General features: G+C 38.2%; 13 protein-coding genes. 10 read left to right on the plus strand and 3 right to left on the minus strand.

Features of this window, described 5'->3' with window-relative positions:
* Window positions 1-5 precede the first annotated feature (5 nt).
* On the plus strand, window positions 6-539 hold the full coding sequence (locus DOK79_RS10745; protein WP_206859481.1) for a nucleoside tri-diphosphate phosphatase: 534 nt from the start codon (window positions 6-8) through the stop codon (window positions 537-539).
* A gap of 60 nt (window positions 540-599) precedes the next feature.
* Here DOK79_RS10745 and DOK79_RS10750 read toward each other — a convergent pair whose 3' ends face one another.
* Entirely contained in the window at window positions 600-1,034 is a 435-nt protein-coding gene (locus DOK79_RS10750; protein ID WP_206859479.1) for a GNAT family N-acetyltransferase, read from the minus strand.
* A gap of 133 nt (window positions 1,035-1,167) precedes the next feature.
* On the opposite strand from DOK79_RS10750, the gene DOK79_RS10755 reads away from it, so the two are divergent.
* The 5 genes from DOK79_RS10755 (at window position 1,168) to DOK79_RS10775 (ending at window position 7,613) form a co-directional block, all read left to right on the plus strand.
* Window positions 1,168-2,292: an AI-2E family transporter gene (locus DOK79_RS10755; RefSeq protein ID WP_206859473.1), complete on the plus strand. Its 1,125-nt coding sequence runs from the start codon at window positions 1,168-1,170 to the stop codon at window positions 2,290-2,292.
* A gap of 127 nt (window positions 2,293-2,419) precedes the next feature.
* Window positions 2,420-3,796 carry a hemolysin family protein gene (locus DOK79_RS10760; RefSeq protein ID WP_206859472.1) on the plus strand — a complete coding sequence of 459 codons (1,377 nt, stop codon included), beginning with the start codon at window positions 2,420-2,422 and terminating at the stop codon, window positions 3,794-3,796.
* A 245-nt stretch (window positions 3,797-4,041) separates the two neighbouring features.
* Window positions 4,042-5,622 carry a peptide chain release factor 3 gene (locus tag DOK79_RS10765; protein WP_206859471.1) on the plus strand — a complete coding sequence of 527 codons (1,581 nt, stop codon included), beginning with the start codon at window positions 4,042-4,044 and terminating at the stop codon, window positions 5,620-5,622.
* Window positions 5,623-5,862: 240 nt separating this feature from the next.
* Entirely contained in the window at window positions 5,863-7,158 is a 1,296-nt protein-coding gene (locus tag DOK79_RS10770) for an ISL3 family transposase (protein WP_206859623.1), read from the plus strand.
* A 233-nt stretch (window positions 7,159-7,391) separates the two neighbouring features.
* A complete protein-coding gene (locus DOK79_RS10775) occupies window positions 7,392-7,613 on the plus strand; it encodes a flagellar motor switch protein (protein WP_206859564.1) in 222 nt (73 codons plus the stop codon).
* 21 nt (window positions 7,614-7,634) lie between these two features.
* Here DOK79_RS10775 and DOK79_RS10780 read toward each other — a convergent pair whose 3' ends face one another.
* Together DOK79_RS10780 and DOK79_RS10785 are read right to left on the minus strand one after the other, a co-directional pair.
* Window positions 7,635-7,955 carry a DUF1827 family protein gene (locus tag DOK79_RS10780; RefSeq protein ID WP_206859565.1) on the minus strand — a complete coding sequence of 107 codons (321 nt, stop codon included), beginning with the start codon at window positions 7,953-7,955 and terminating at the stop codon, window positions 7,635-7,637.
* 196 nt (window positions 7,956-8,151) lie between these two features.
* Window positions 8,152-10,389: an ATP-dependent Clp protease ATP-binding subunit gene (locus tag DOK79_RS10785; RefSeq protein WP_206859571.1), complete on the minus strand. Its 2,238-nt coding sequence runs from the start codon at window positions 10,387-10,389 to the stop codon at window positions 8,152-8,154.
* Window positions 10,390-10,920: 531 nt separating this feature from the next.
* On the opposite strand from DOK79_RS10785, the gene DOK79_RS10790 reads away from it, so the two are divergent.
* The 4 genes from DOK79_RS10790 to DOK79_RS10805 all read left to right on the plus strand — a co-directional run bounded on the left by DOK79_RS10790 (window position 10,921) and on the right by DOK79_RS10805 (window position 15,371).
* A complete protein-coding gene (locus tag DOK79_RS10790) occupies window positions 10,921-11,187 on the plus strand; it encodes a phosphocarrier protein HPr (protein ID WP_002287602.1) in 267 nt (88 codons plus the stop codon).
* Window positions 11,187-12,914, plus strand: a complete 1,728-nt coding sequence (gene ptsP / locus DOK79_RS10795; RefSeq protein WP_206859573.1) for a phosphoenolpyruvate--protein phosphotransferase — start codon at window positions 11,187-11,189, stop codon at window positions 12,912-12,914. Before DOK79_RS10790 ends, ptsP begins: the two co-directional genes overlap by 1 nt.
* A gap of 168 nt (window positions 12,915-13,082) precedes the next feature.
* Window positions 13,083-14,123 (plus strand): glycosyltransferase family 4 protein, encoded by a 1,041-nt coding sequence (locus tag DOK79_RS10800; RefSeq protein WP_206859575.1) that lies wholly within the window; start codon window positions 13,083-13,085, stop codon window positions 14,121-14,123.
* A gap of 24 nt (window positions 14,124-14,147) precedes the next feature.
* Window positions 14,148-15,371: a glycosyltransferase family 4 protein gene (locus tag DOK79_RS10805; RefSeq protein ID WP_206859577.1), complete on the plus strand. Its 1,224-nt coding sequence runs from the start codon at window positions 14,148-14,150 to the stop codon at window positions 15,369-15,371.
* Window positions 15,372-15,375 lie beyond the last annotated feature (4 nt).

Below are 15,375 nucleotides of genomic sequence, written 5' to 3' on the forward strand. Positions count from 1 at the left end.
TTGCGATGGGAGTTCCAAAAGAAGGAGAGTTTGTAACGATCCAAAGTTATAAACACGACGGCAAATTGCATCGAACGTGGCGTGATACTATGGTATTGAAAACAAGCGAACACTCAATGATCGGTGTCAACGATCATACTCTTGTAACAGAGTCTGATGGCCGACGCTGGGTGACGCGAGAACCAGCGATTGTATATTTTCATAAAAAATACTGGTTCAATGTAATAGCAATGATTAGAGAAAAGGGGGTTTCCTATTATTGTAATCTGGCTTCACCTTTTTTATTAGATGAGGAAGCATTAAAATATATTGATTATGACTTAGATATCAAGGTTTTTCCTGATGGCGAGAAGCGCTTGTTAGATGTCGATGAATATGAGATGCATAGTCAAATGATGAATTATCCAAGTGATATTGACTTCATTTTAAAAGAGAACGTGAAGATTTTGGTTGACTGGATCAATAATGGAGATGGCCCTTTCTCAGAAGGCTATATTGATATTTGGTATGACCGTTACAAGCAATTGTCGCAAAAGTAAACGAAAACAGTAAGCAAATGAAGTAATCTTCATTTTGCTTACTGTTTTTACTTGAGTGCGTCATAAAGTCTTTTTCATATTGACGTGTTGAATGCCAGCATCTTCAAAGATCTCGCCATATGGATGATAATCGAGTTTTTCATAAAACGGGATAGCTGACAATTGAGCGCCTAATTTTACCGTATCAAATCCTTGTTTTTTTGCGAAATCTTCCGCTTCTCTGATGAGTATTTGACCAAGTCCTTGTTGACGGTATTGGGCAAGGATCGCCATACGCTGTACTTTTATCTGACCATTTTCAAGTGGGAGTAGCCGTACGGTCCCTTTTGCCTCCTGTTCATCTGAATAAAGAACGAAATGGATACAGTATGCCTCGTCTTGATCGATTTCTCGTTCTGGAGGAACCCCTTGCTCGCCAACGAAAACTTGGTTTCTGATACTTACAGCATCAAGATAAATCGCACTCATCGTATCTTTTGTATGAACTACTTTCATCAAACAGCCACCTTTCTTTCCAGTAGTATACTGTAAAGTGATTGGAATGGAAAGTGCATAAAATAAATTAAAAATAACAGATTTTTTTAAAAGAATGTTATATACTAGCATAAAAAGGAAAGAAGGGAATTATTTGTTCGATAAATTAAGACAATCAAAGTTAATGTTTTGGTCGTTTGAGTTGTTGATTTTAGCAACGTTGATCTTGGTCTCCTCAAAAATCAACTTTATCTTCCAACCAATCGGAACATTCTTCTCCACATTATTTGCACCAGTCTTGATTGCTGGTTTTTTATATTATATTTTAAATCCAATCGTTGAATTACTGATGAAAACCAAAATGAAACGAATCTGGGCAGTCGCCATTGTGCTGTTGTTACTAGTAGCTGCTTTGGTTTGGATCTTGTTAAGTGTGATACCAAGTTTAGTGCAACAGATTTCTTCTTTGGCTTCGAACACGCCTAATTTTATTCGCCAAGTAGAGACTTGGTTATCAGAAGTTGCTCAATGGTCGGTATTCAGAGATGTGGATATCAATAAGTACTTTGAACAATTGGATATTTCGTATGGCACGATCATCCAACAATTTTTAAGCGGCTTATCCAACAGCTTAGGGTCGATCGTTGGGACGATTGCTTCAGCAACTATCGTTATTATCACCGCACCATTCATTCTATTTTATATGCTAAAAGACGGTGAAAAGCTTGTCCCGAATATCAAGCGTTTCTTCCCGGAAAAGCGAAGAGAGCAAATCGTTGAATTATTAGGACAGTTAAATAAGACGCTAGCTAATTATATTAGTGGGCAAGCAATCGAATGTTTATTCGTTGGGACATTTACTTTTCTAGGTTATTTTGCAATAGGGGTCGATTATGCTTTTCTTTTCGGTGTGATTGCTGGGTTGACTAACCTTATTCCTTATTTAGGACCATATTTAGGATTAGCTCCTGCCTTTTTAGTCACAGTATTCAATGATCCGTTTAGAGCATTATTATGTTGTGGGGTCGTTTTGATCGTTCAGCAATTAGATGGAAACATCATTTATCCGAATGTTATCGGTAAATCGTTGAAGATCCATCCACTAACGATAATCATTGTTTTATTAGTTGCAGGAAACATTGCTGGCTTATTAGGGATTTTCTTAGGTGTACCTTTTTATGCAATCTGTAAAACAATCATTTCTTATGTCGTCAAGATCGTCAAAGAAGACAAGCAAAATGAGAACAAGAAAAAAATTGCGACGACTCTTGAGTCCTAAGAAACCTTTGGCTGTTTTTATTGCAAAGAAAATAGCTTTATGATACCATTTTAACGTGGCTACCTTTAGCCACGTTTTTTTCTATAAAAATATAAAAAATATAAATGAATAAGGAGAGAATGCGATTATGAATGCTGACCCTGAGAGTCAGTCGCTGTTAGCGCAAATTTTATTATTGATCATTTTGACATTGATCAATGCTTTTTTAGCAGCTTCCGAAATTGCAGTTGTATCGATCAATAAAAATCGGATCGAACAAAAAGCGGAAGAAGGAGATGTTAAATCTAAAAAGCTTTTAAAAATATTGCAGAACCCAAATAACTTCCTATCCACTATCCAAGTAGGAATCACTTTGGTCAATATTTTATCTGGTGCATCTTTAGCTAATACTTTATCCGTAAGATTAGCCCCACTACTAGGTGGCGGTGCCGCAGCAAGAAGTATTGCAAATATTATCGTACTGGCTATTTTGACCTATGTTTCGATTGTTTTTGGAGAATTGTACCCGAAAAGGATCGCTTTGAATAAATCAGAGGAAGTAGCGAATTTCACCTCTGGTATGATCCGTTTGATCGGTGTCGTAGCGAAACCTTTCGTTTGGTTACTGTCTGCATCTACTAGCTTATTGGCACGGATAACACCAATGACTTTTGATGATGAAGATTCAAAGATGACCCGCGACGAAATGCGGTATATGCTTGAAAACGAAGGGGTATTGAACAACGAAGAGTTGGAAATGCTTCAAGGTGTCTTTTCCTTAGACACAAAAGTAGCAAGGGAAGTAATGGTTCCTCGAACAGATGCTTTTATGATCGACATTAATGACTCCATTGAAGAAAATGTCAACGAAGTATTATCTGAAAATTACTCAAGGATTCCTGTTTATAATGAAGACAAAGACAAAGTCGTTGGGATCCTCCACACGAAAAACTTATTAAAAGCGGCCCATAAATTTGGGTTTGAACATCTAGAGATCAAAAAAATCATCCAAGAACCACTTTTTGTTCCAGAAACGATTTTTATTGATGATCTATTATATGAAATGAAGAAAACACAAAATCAAATGGCGATCCTTTTAGATGAATATGGTGGGGTTGTTGGTTTAGTAACATTAGAAGATCTGCTTGAAGAAATCGTCGGAGAGATCGATGACGAATCTGATGAAGTAGAAAACCTCTACGAACAAATCGGTGACTACGAATATATCATCCAAGGCAGAATGCTGATCGATGAATTCAACGAAGCATTTGAAAGCAATCTTCATATGAGTGATGTGGATACAATGGCCGGTTATTTGATCACGGCTTTAGGCATGATTCCTGATGAAGGAGAAAAGCTGTCATTTGATGTTGAAAATATCACGTTGATCTCTGAAGAAATGGAAGGCTCACGAGTGCTTAAAATTCGTGTGATTTTCCATGATCCAGAAGAAATAGAAGCTGAACCTGATGAAGAACGTCGTTACTTCAAAAAAGATTTTGAAGATGACGAGCCTCGAAGATAACACAGCTTCAACTATTTTCTAACTAAACAAAGAGCGGATATATTACTTGTCTTATGAAGTGATGTATCTGTTCTTTTTTTGGAGATATATAATGAAAAGAAAGAGTAAAACTGTTTCGCTGACTTTTTCAAACAGAAGATCCATGCTATACTATTTGAGTTGAAGAAAAGGATAGAGGATCTGTCGAATAATCGAAGGATTTCTCTTTGATGAAGCAATAGACAAATGAAGAATGGAGTAAATTTATGAACAATCCAGAATTAAAACAGCAAGTGGACAATCGTCGTACATTTGCGATCATTTCCCATCCGGATGCAGGGAAAACAACGATTACCGAGCAACTGCTTTTGTTCGGTGGAGCGATTCGCCAAGCAGGAACAGTCAAAGGAAAGAAAACAGGGAATTTTGCAAAATCCGACTGGATGGAAATCGAAAAGCAACGTGGGATCTCTGTCACAAGTTCAGTGATGCAATTTGATTACCATGGAAAAAGAGTCAATATTCTAGATACACCAGGGCATGAGGATTTCTCAGAAGATACGTATCGTACCTTGATGGCTGTCGATAGCGCAGTCATGGTCATCGATAGCGCAAAAGGGATCGAAGCACAAACTAAAAAACTTTTCCAAGTAGTCAAAAAAAGAGGCATCCCTATTTTCACTTTTATCAATAAATTGGATCGTGACGGTAGAGAGCCGCTTGAATTATTAGAAGAATTGGAAGAATTATTAGATATCGAATCTTATCCAATGAATTGGCCGATCGGTATGGGTAAAGGACTGGAAGGATTGTATGACATCCACCATAACCGTGTCGAATTTTATCGCCCTGAAAACTATCAAGATGAACGTTTAGCTCAATTAGATGAGGACGGGCATCTGCCGGAAAATCATCCGTTAAGAAATAATTCATTGTACGAACAAGTCCTTGATGAAGTAGAACTGTTAAAAGAAGCAGGTGACGCATTCAATGAAGAAAAAATCGCTCGCGGAGAGCAAACACCAGTCTTCTTTGGTTCAGCTTTAACTAATTTTGGTGTACAGACCTTTTTAGAAACGTTTGTTGAATTTGCGCCATCGCCTTATGGCCATAAAACACGTGAAGATCAAGTAGTCAGCCCATACGAAGAAGAATTCTCTGGTTTTGTCTTTAAGATTCAAGCAAATATGAACCCGGCTCACCGAGATCGTATTGCGTTTGTACGAATCTGTTCAGGCACATTTGAACGTGGGATGGATGTTTTCCTAGAACGAACGAATAAAAAATTGAAATTAAGTAATGTCACTCAGTTTATGGCAGATGCCAGAGAAAACGTTGAAAATGCTGTAGCAGGAGATATCATTGGAGTATACGATACTGGAAACTATCAGATTGGTGATACTTTATATGAAGGAAAACTAAAAGTAGCTTATGAAGAATTGCCTTCATTCACACCAGAACTTTTCATGAAAGTAACAGCAAAAAATGTGATGAAACAAAAATCATTCCACAAAGGGATCAACCAATTAGTACAAGAAGGGGCGATCCAATTGTACAAAACCTATGTGACGGAAGAATACATCATTGGTGCTGTTGGACAATTGCAATTTGAAGTTTTCCAATATCGGATGTTGAATGAATACAACGCAGAAGTCATCATGTCACCAATGGGCAATAAGATCGCACGCTGGATCGAGCCAGAGGATCTAGATGAAAAGATGAGTTCAAGTCGAAACATCTTAGCAAGAGATCGTTTTGATCAACCGCTATTCCTATTTGAGAACCAGTTTGCAGAACGCTGGTTTGCAGACAAATATCCAAATGTGAAATTGAAAAGTTTGATGTAATAAGCAGTTCTCATTGATTTTGTGGTTTACGCGTAGTGTAATACAGCAAAAATATTTTCAAAGCCACACATCAGAACGAACACACGATAGTTCCTGTTTTCAGGGCTCTATAATAAAGTGGACTGATGAATCAATTCTGATTCGTCAGTCCACTTTTTCTTTTTGGGTATTAAAAAACATATCGTTCTCTAGTATGATTAAATCACCACAAAATAAACAACTGAGAGGACGATATGCTCTATGGAAAATTCTATCAAAAAAATGCTCCGATTAACAGATAAATATTTAACCATCCAAGATGTTTCTTACGAAACGTTCCATCAAACCAATACTTTAGTTATTGACGCAGTGTTAGCTCCTCCTACTTCTGCTTGTTTGACTTGTGGCTCTGCCGTGAGAGATTCGAAGGGGAAAACGGTCATTGTCAAAAATGGCAAGAAAATGACCTGCATTCGTTTCGATCAATTCAACCATTTACCGCTAATCATGCGGCTGAAGAAACAACGTTATCACTGTAGAAACTGCCATACCCATTGGACAGCCCAAAGCTATTTTGTTCGGCCAAATCATTCGATTGCCGAGCATGTAAAAATGAAAATCATTGCTTTACTCACCGAAAAGGTCTCCTTATCTTTTATCGCAAAGCATTGCCAGGTGTCTATTCCAACGGTGACGCGTATTTTGAAGTCGTTAAAAACCTATTTACCAAAACAAGCCAAGCGCCACCTGCCCAAAGTATTGATGGTCGATGAATTTCGTTCCCATGTATCCTCAGAAGATAAGATGAGTTTTATTTGTGCCGATGGGGAAACCGGGCAATTAGTTGATATCTTACCCACTCGAAAATTGTCTCGGTTGACCACTTATTTCCAGACATGTGTGAATCCATCTGACGTCGACTATTTAGTTACTGATATGAATGCGGCGTATTTTCAACTAACAAAAAAAGTATTTCCTCATGCCAAACTGGTCATTGATCGTTTTCATGTGATCAAACACATGAATCAAGCGTTCCAAGATTTTCGTGTCCGTGAAATGAAACGCCTGATTGCTTCGGGCAATCGGACAATGCCAAGGAAATTAAAAAGCCATTGGCGCTTACTCACCAAAAATCGGAAGAATATCAACCACACAGAATATAAAACTTGGCGTAGCTTTCGTGCCCCAAAGTATCCTTACCTGACAGAAGCCATGGTGCTTGACCGTTTATTAAGTGCTTCAACTGCCTTGAAAGTCGCCTATCAAGCGTTCCATGAACTAGCGGATGCCTTTCGTGACAAAGACCACGAGTCATTTTTCACTCTCTTGCATCAGTTACCAGAAACATTAGATAAAGAATTTCGGCTAAAACTACAAAATCTTCTGAGCTATGAAGAAGGGATTCGTCATTCTTTGATTTATCCTTACTCTAATGGGAAAATTGAAGCAAAAAACACCCACATCAAAACACTCAAACGAGTGTCTTATGGCTTTAAATCATTTGAGAACATGCGCATCCGAATCTTTTTGACGAATCAAGTCATTCACGTCAAATAACGAAGAAAATCCGGAGAAGAAGTGTTCACTTCTTCTTCCGGATTTCACTTGATTGCACTCATCAGTCCTTATTGACAAAGAGCCGTTTTCAGTGAACGATCGTGTGTTTTTTTGTTGAAGTTTAACCCTTTTTTTGGTTTTTTTGAAAAAATCAATTAAAATCAAATAAAAAAATAGATTAGAATGTTTTTGCGTACATATATAAAAAATAAGCAAAGAAAGAAGGGAAATAAATGGAAACAGATATGGAGAAAAAGCAGCGTATTGAGAGAAAAAAAGCAAAAATGCGGCGAGTGTGTCAAATGCTGGATATTGAGAATTGGGAAAAAAATGAACGCATCGTCCAAGAGATCCGTTCGATCATCCAAGCGGATCGCTCCGTGAAAGGAAGAGAAGGAGAAAATAGGAGAAACAAAAAAAGGGAATGCCAAGTGACTTCGACAAAACCCTTTTGATTCGTGATTTATTTTTTATGTCTACATAGCAATTGGTGCATCTAGATTTCTTTTTGGAATAGAGATCTCTACTAAGCCAGGTAACTCGATTACTTGGATGTCTTCAGGATGGTACTCAGCGTCATGGATTTTTTTTAAGAAGTAGTGTTGGATTTCTTCAATTTCTTTTGGTTGGATATTACGGTTTTCATTTGTTAGGACGATTTCATTATGCTCAGGAGCTTCTGTATAAATAACAGTTGTATTTCCGGCAGTATATACCTTGACCATATGTGCATCTGTATTTTCCAACTGATTTAAAACTAATCGTGAATGGCTGTTTGTTACATTAACTAGTTTCATGGCGCTCACCTCTCTTATGTATTTAAGAAATAACTTACCTTAAGTATAATTTTTTTTTAGTAAATTGAACAGCATTTTGTCTTTTTAAAAATAAAAGAATTAGGAAAATTTAGTTACTATTTTTTTCAAAAATCAAAATAAAAGCGGAGAGTGGCAAACTCTCCGCTCGATTTTTTGCTGATTTCTTAGCATGAAATTATTCTGTCGGTTCGTTGTTTGCTTCTTTGACTAAACGTTCAGGTTTAGACGTGATGACGATTTTATCGTCTTTATCTAATTTTGCTTTAAGATCATGGATCGTTGGATGGTCAAGATAGAATTCAGCAATGCCGTCTTCGATTTGTTCTTGGATCGTTCGACGTAATGGTCGTGCGCCCATTGCTGGATCGTATCCTAGATCGACCAATTTTTCTTTGACATTGGTAGGAACATCAACATGCAACTGTTGTGCAGCTAACAGTTGGTTCACATCATCAAGCATAAGACTAACGATCGTCATCAAGTTTTCTTTTGATAATGCGATAAATTCGATGATGCCGTCAAAACGGTTCAAGAACTCAGGTGTGAAGTAGTTGTTCAATTGATTCAAGACAGAACGAGTCACACCTTCACGAGCGGCACCAAAGCCGACATTTGCTTCTACTTTTCCGGTACCCGCATTACTTGTCATGATGATGATCGTATCTTTGAAGCTGACAGTACGTCCTTGAGCATCTGTTAATCGTCCATCATCTAAGATTTGCAAGAACATGTGTAAGACATCAGGATGCGCTTTTTCTACTTCATCTAGTAGTACTAAGCTATACGGATTTCTACGTACTTTTTCAGTCAATTGACCAGCTTCTTCATAGCCGACATAGCCTGGAGGAGAACCAATCAATTTAGCGACACTGTGTTTTTCCATGTATTCTGACATATCAAAACGGATCATTGATTCTTCAGATCCAAATAATTCGTATGCAAGTTGTTTCGCTAATTCTGTTTTACCGACACCGGTAGGACCGACAAATAAGAAAGAACCGATCGGACGTTTTTTCTTACTCAAACCAACTCGATTACGACGGATCGCTTTTGCTACGCGATCAACTGCATCATTTTGTCCGATAACATGTTTCTTCAAGTCGTCAGCTAAGTTTTTCAATTGTGTTTGTTCTTTTTCTTTTAATTCACCAACAGGGATTCCTGTCCGTTGTTCGACGATTTTTTCCATATCTTTTTCAGAGATCACAGGAATTTCTTCTTCTGAAAGTTGACGTTCTTGCATTTTTTTCAATTTATTGATTTGATCGCGGTAATAAGCCGCTTTTTCGAAATCTTCTTCTTTAGAAGCTAATAGTTTTTGTTCTTCTGCTTCTTCCAATTTCTTTTCGATCGTTTTTGGATCAACGATTTGGATCGTCAAGTTTTTCTTAGAGCCTGTTTCATCTAGCAAGTCGATGGCTTTATCTGGTAAAAAGCGATCTTGGATATAGCGATTCGACAATCTAGCCGCAGCTTCGATCGCTGCATCCGTATATTTGACATGATGATAATCTTCGTAACGATTTTGTAGTCCTTTTAAAATGCTGATCGTTTCATCTACGGAAGGTTCATCCACACGAACGGGTTGCATGCGTCGTTCTAACGCTGCGTCTTTTTCGATGATTCGATATTCATTCAATGTAGTTGCACCGACCATTTGTAATTCACCACGCGCTAACGCAGGTTTTAAAATGTTGCCGGCATCCATATTGCCATCTCCGGCTGAACCAGCCCCAACGATTTCGTGGACTTCATCAATAAATAGGATGACATTTTCGGCTTGTCTGATTTCTTCAATCAGTTTTTGCATACGTTCTTCAAACTGACCACGGATCCCTGTGCCTTGGACAAGTGAAACGACGTCTAAGCGAATGACTTCTTTGTCCAGCAGTTTTTGTGGGACATCGCCATCAACGATTTTTTGTGCAAGTCCTTCAACGACAGCTGTTTTACCAACACCTGGTTCGCCAATCAATACTGGATTGTTTTTGGTGCGGCGATTCAAGATCTCGATCACACGCTTGATTTCATCATCGCGACCGATAACAGGATCGATTTCGCCTTGGCGTGCTTCTTCTGTGATATTGATCCCATATTCTCCTAAAAGCCCATCCGAAGCTGGTCCTTGAGGTGGTTGCCCCCCGTTGAAATTATTGTTCCCGCCGAATTGGGTAGGTGGTGTTTGTTCAAAGTTGCCTTGTTGTTGCATTTGACGAGACATCGAACGAAATAGATCGTCCAGACTTCCAAAGCCAAATGGATCATTTTGAGCCATACTCGTTAGACCTCCATTTTGCTGATTTTTGATTTTTTGATAACAGCTCTGACAATAGTCAAGTTGTGTACGTTGCCCATTAACAGTCGCATATAAGTGAATCGTTGCTTCATTTTTTCCACAGTTTTGACAAAGCATAAAATATTCACGTCCTTTCAAACATTGGTCGATAGGTCTATTTTACCTCGCGTATTTCTTTGGGTAAAAGAATAACACTTGATCAAACCCATTGAGAAAGTCAAAGTCAATTGACCATTACTGACCATTTGTTTTAATTATACTGAATTTTTGCTGAGACGCAAGTAATTGATTCTTTGGATCGTGGAAAAAATTAAATCAGGTAGGCGTCAAGCCTCATTTGCTGATAATTTTCAGAATTCACAATACAGAAAACGAATACTTTATAGGAAGAATAGTATCATGAAGATCAAGCGAAGATAAAAAAACAAGGTTTCTATCAAAACAGAAGGAATAGAAACTAAGCATGAGATAAATCAGCAAGATACTTTACTGGAATTTCTCTCAATTTAAATGAAAACTGTTGTAACTAAGGAAAAAAAATGGTAATCTTTACAGATGAAAGGGTTCATCTGCTTAGCTCTATCATGGATTGCTAAAAAAGAAAACCCTCACATAAAAACAACACTCACTTAAAGGAGACCGATTAATATGGAAAAGAAAGAATTTCACGTAGTAGCAGAAACTGGGATCCACGCACGTCCAGCTACACTATTAGTACAAACAGCAAGCAAATTTAACTCTGATGTAAACTTAGAGTATAAAGGTAAATCAGTAAACTTAAAATCTATCATGGGCGTAATGTCTTTAGGTGTAGGTCAAGGTTCTGATGTTACTATCACTGCTGAAGGTGCTGACGAAGCAGACGCTATGGCAGCTATCGTTGAAACAATGAAGAAAGAAGGCTTATCTGAATAATGGTTGAAATGCTAAAAGGGATCGCCGCTAGTGACGGAGTAGCCGTTGCAAAAGCTTACCTGCTAGTTCAACCGGATTTATCATTCAGTAAGACGACAGTTGAGGATACTTCAGCTGAAGAAGCTCGTTTAGATGGTGCTTTAGCAAAATCAACTGAAGAATTACAACAAATTCGTGAAAAAGCAGCGCAAAGCTTAGGTGAAGCAGAAGCGCAAGTATTTGACGCACATTTAATGGTTCTTTCAGATCCTGAAATGATAGGTCAAATCAAACAAAACATCAAAGATAACAGCGTAAATGCTGAATCTGCTCTTAAAGAAGTAACTGATATGTATATCGGTATGTTCGAAGCAATGGAAGATAATGCTTACATGCAAGAACGTGCAGCAGATATTCGTGACGTTGCAAAACGTATTTTAGCACATCTACTAGGTGTGACTTTACCAAACCCTTCAATGATCAATGAAGAAGTAGTTGTCGTGGCACATGATTTGACGCCAAGTGACACTGCACAATTAGATCGTAACTTCGTAAAAGCTTTTGTAACAGATATCGGTGGACGTACATCGCATTCTGCGATCATGGCTCGTTCTCTTGAAATCCCAGCAATCGTTGGAACAAAAGAAATCACTGCGAAAGTGAAAGAAGGCGTAATGTTAGCTGTTAACGGAATCGAAGGCGATGTAGTCATTGATCCAACAGCAGAACAAAAAGCTGAATTTGAAAAAATCGGTGCAGATTATGCTGCACAAAAAGCAGAATGGGAAAAACTGAAACATGCTGAAACAGTGACTGCCGATGGCAAACACTTTGAATTAGCAGCCAACATTGGTACACCAAAAGACTTAGTCGGTGTGCATAACAATGGAGGCGAAGCAGTTGGACTTTACCGTACTGAGTTCCTTTATATGGATTCACCAGATTTTCCTACTGAAGAAGACCAATATGTTGCTTATAAAGCAGTATTGGAAGGAATGGAAGGAAAACCTGTCGTTGTTCGTACAATGGATATCGGTGGAGATAAAGAACTACCATACTTGCAATTGCCGCATGAGATGAATCCGTTCTTAGGATACCGTGCATTACGTATCAGCTTGTCAGAACAAGGTGACGACATGTTCCGTACGCAAATGCGTGCGTTGTTACGCGCCTCTGTTCATGGAAACTTGCGTATCATGTTCCCAATGGTTGCTACACTAAAAGAATTCCGTAGTGCAAAAGCAATCTTTGAAGAAGAAAAACAAAAATTAGTAAATGAAGGCATTGAAGTTTCTGATTCGATCCAAGTAGGGATCATGATCGAGATTCCAGCTGCAGCCGTTATTGCGGATAAATTTGCTAAAGAAGTTGACTTCTTCTCAGTAGGAACAAACGACTTGATCCAATACACAATGGCAGCTGACCGTATGAACGAACGTGTTTCATACTTGTACCAACCATACAATCCATCAATCCTACGTTTGATCAAAAACGTCATTGATGCAGCACATGCTGAAGGTAAATGGGCTGGTATGTGTGGAGAAATGGCCGGCGATCAAATGGCTGTTCCTTTACTTGTTGGTATGGGATTAGATGAGTTCTCAATGAGTGCAACATCGATCTTGAAAACACGTAGCTTGATGAAACGTTTAGACACAAGCAAAATGGCTGAACTAGCGGATCGCGCGCTTAATGAGTGCGATACAATGGAAGAAGTCGTAGAGCTTGTCAATGAATATCTAGCTTGATTTTTTAAAACAGGTACAGTATTTGGCTGTGCCTGTTTTTTTGTTTTTATGCAATAAGCAAAATTAAATTCTGCGCTATCTTACAACTTTGTTGGGAAAAAATCGGACTTAAGGTTGAGTGACAGGTTTCAGGCTGTGTTATAATATAAGAGTAAGGGGGCAACATAGATGAAGGTATTACTATATTTTGAAAGTGAGAAGATACTTTCTAAGTCCGGCATTGGTCGTGCACTTGATCATCAAAAACGTGCTCTTAAGGATGTAGGGATCTCCTATACTTTAGATAGTAAGGAAGACTATGATATTTTGCACATCAATACATATGGTATCAATAGTCATAATATGATCAATAAAGCGCGTAGAAACGGCAAGAAAATTATATATCATGCGCATTCAACAGAAGAGGATTTTCGTAATTCCTTTATCGGTTCGAATCAATTATCGCCGTTAGTAAAAAAATATTTAGTTGGTCTGTATGAAAAGGCGGATTACTTGATCACACCAACTCCCTATTCAAAAAAATTACTGAAAAGTTATGGGATCGATTTGCCTATCCAATCAATCTCCAACGGGATCGATTTAGAGAAATATCAACCTGATCCTGTCAAAGAACAAAAATTTAGGCAGTATTTCAATCTGTTACCTGACCAAAAAGTAATCATTTGTGTTGGACTCTTTTTTGCTAGAAAAGGGATCATTGATTTTGTTGAAATAGCAAAACAGATGCCAGACTATACATTTATCTGGTTTGGTCATGTGCCAATGTATTCGATCCCAAGCAACATCCGTAAAATCGTAAAAGAAGATCATCCTGATAATGTTATTTTTCCAGGCTACATTCGAGGCGAGATCATCGAAGGCGCTTATTCAGGAGCGGATTTATTCTTTTTCCCTTCTTATGAAGAAACAGAAGGAATCGTAGTGCTTGAAGCTTTAGCAAGTAAACAAAATGTGTTAGTACGTGATATCCCTGTCTATGAAGGTTGGCTCGAAGATCAAAAAAATTGTTATATGGGACGAAACAATGAAGAGTTTTGTGAACTGATTCAAAAAATCGTACAACAAGAAGTTCCTAGCGTAGTCGAAGCTGGCTATCGAACAGCTGAAGAACGAAGTATTGAAAGAATTGGTGAGCAGCTTCAATCGGTCTATGAAGAAGTGTTGAAAGCATCTGATTCTTCAAGTGAACAAATGGAAGAATCAAAATAAAAGGTAGTTTGGAGGCGAAAAAAGATGAAAATCGGCTTTTTTACCGATACCTATTTTCCGCAGGTAAGTGGCGTAGCTACATCGATCAAGACATTGAAAGAAGAACTCGAAAAAATGGGGCATGACGTCTATATATTTACGACAACAGACCCTAATGCAGACAAGTTAGAAAAAGATGTGATCCGTATGCCGAGTGTTCCATTTGTATCATTCAAAGAACGACGAGTCGTGGTACGTGGAATGTGGTATGCCTATTTAGTAGCGAAAGAGTTAGAATTAGATCTGATCCATACGCACACTGAATTTGGTGCTGGCATTCTTGGAAAGATGGTGGCCAAAAAATTAAAAATCCCATCGATCCATACGTATCACACGATGTACGAAGATTATCTCCACTACATTGCAAAAGGAAAAGTGATTCGACAATCCCATGTCAAATACTTGTCACGGTTATTTGTGAATCATACGACAGGTGTCGTTTGTCCGAGTGAACGTGTGATCGAAACGTTGCGTAGCTATGGCGTGACAGCGCCATTGCGAGTGATACCAACAGGGATCGACATTGATAAGTTCAAACGTCCAGAAATCACACAAGAACAAACCAACGAGTTACGTGAATCTTTAGGGATCAAAGAAAATGGTTTGATGATTTTGTCTTTGAGTCGGATTTCTTATGAAAAAAATATCCAAGCATTGATCCAAGGGTTTCCAGAAGTCATTGAAAAGTATCCTGAGGCACGCTTGGTCATTGTTGGTAAAGGTCCTTATGTAGATCAACTAAAAGAATTGATCACCTCACTGGATCTCGATGAAGTAGTTCAATTCACCGGAGAAGTCGATAATAACGATGTCGCATTTTACTATCGTGCGGCTGATTATTTCGTATGTGCTTCTACCTCTGAAACGCAAGGATTGACGTACACAGAAGCAATGGCGGCTGGTACACCATGTGTTGTTGAAGGAAACGATTATTTGAATCGTTTGTTTGATCATGCTTCTCTTGGACGAACATTTGAACGAGATGAAGACTTTGCTCCTGCACTTATTGATTATATTGAAAGCAAAGTAGAAAAAGATCCAGAAATCTTCGAGAAAAAACTTTTTGAGATCTCAGCTACTCATTTCGGCCAATCAATGATCGAATTTTATGAAGATATGCTTGTTTATTACAAAGAAGAAATGCGTAAAAAAGAAGAAGAAGCATCGATCGAACGAATTAAAATTAAATTAAATTCCTTCAAAAGATAAAAAA

Origin of the sequence: Enterococcus sp. DIV1094, assembly GCF_017316305.2 — a bacterium.
In the GTDB taxonomy this organism is placed as follows: domain Bacteria; phylum Bacillota; class Bacilli; order Lactobacillales; family Enterococcaceae; genus Enterococcus_B; species Enterococcus_B mangumiae.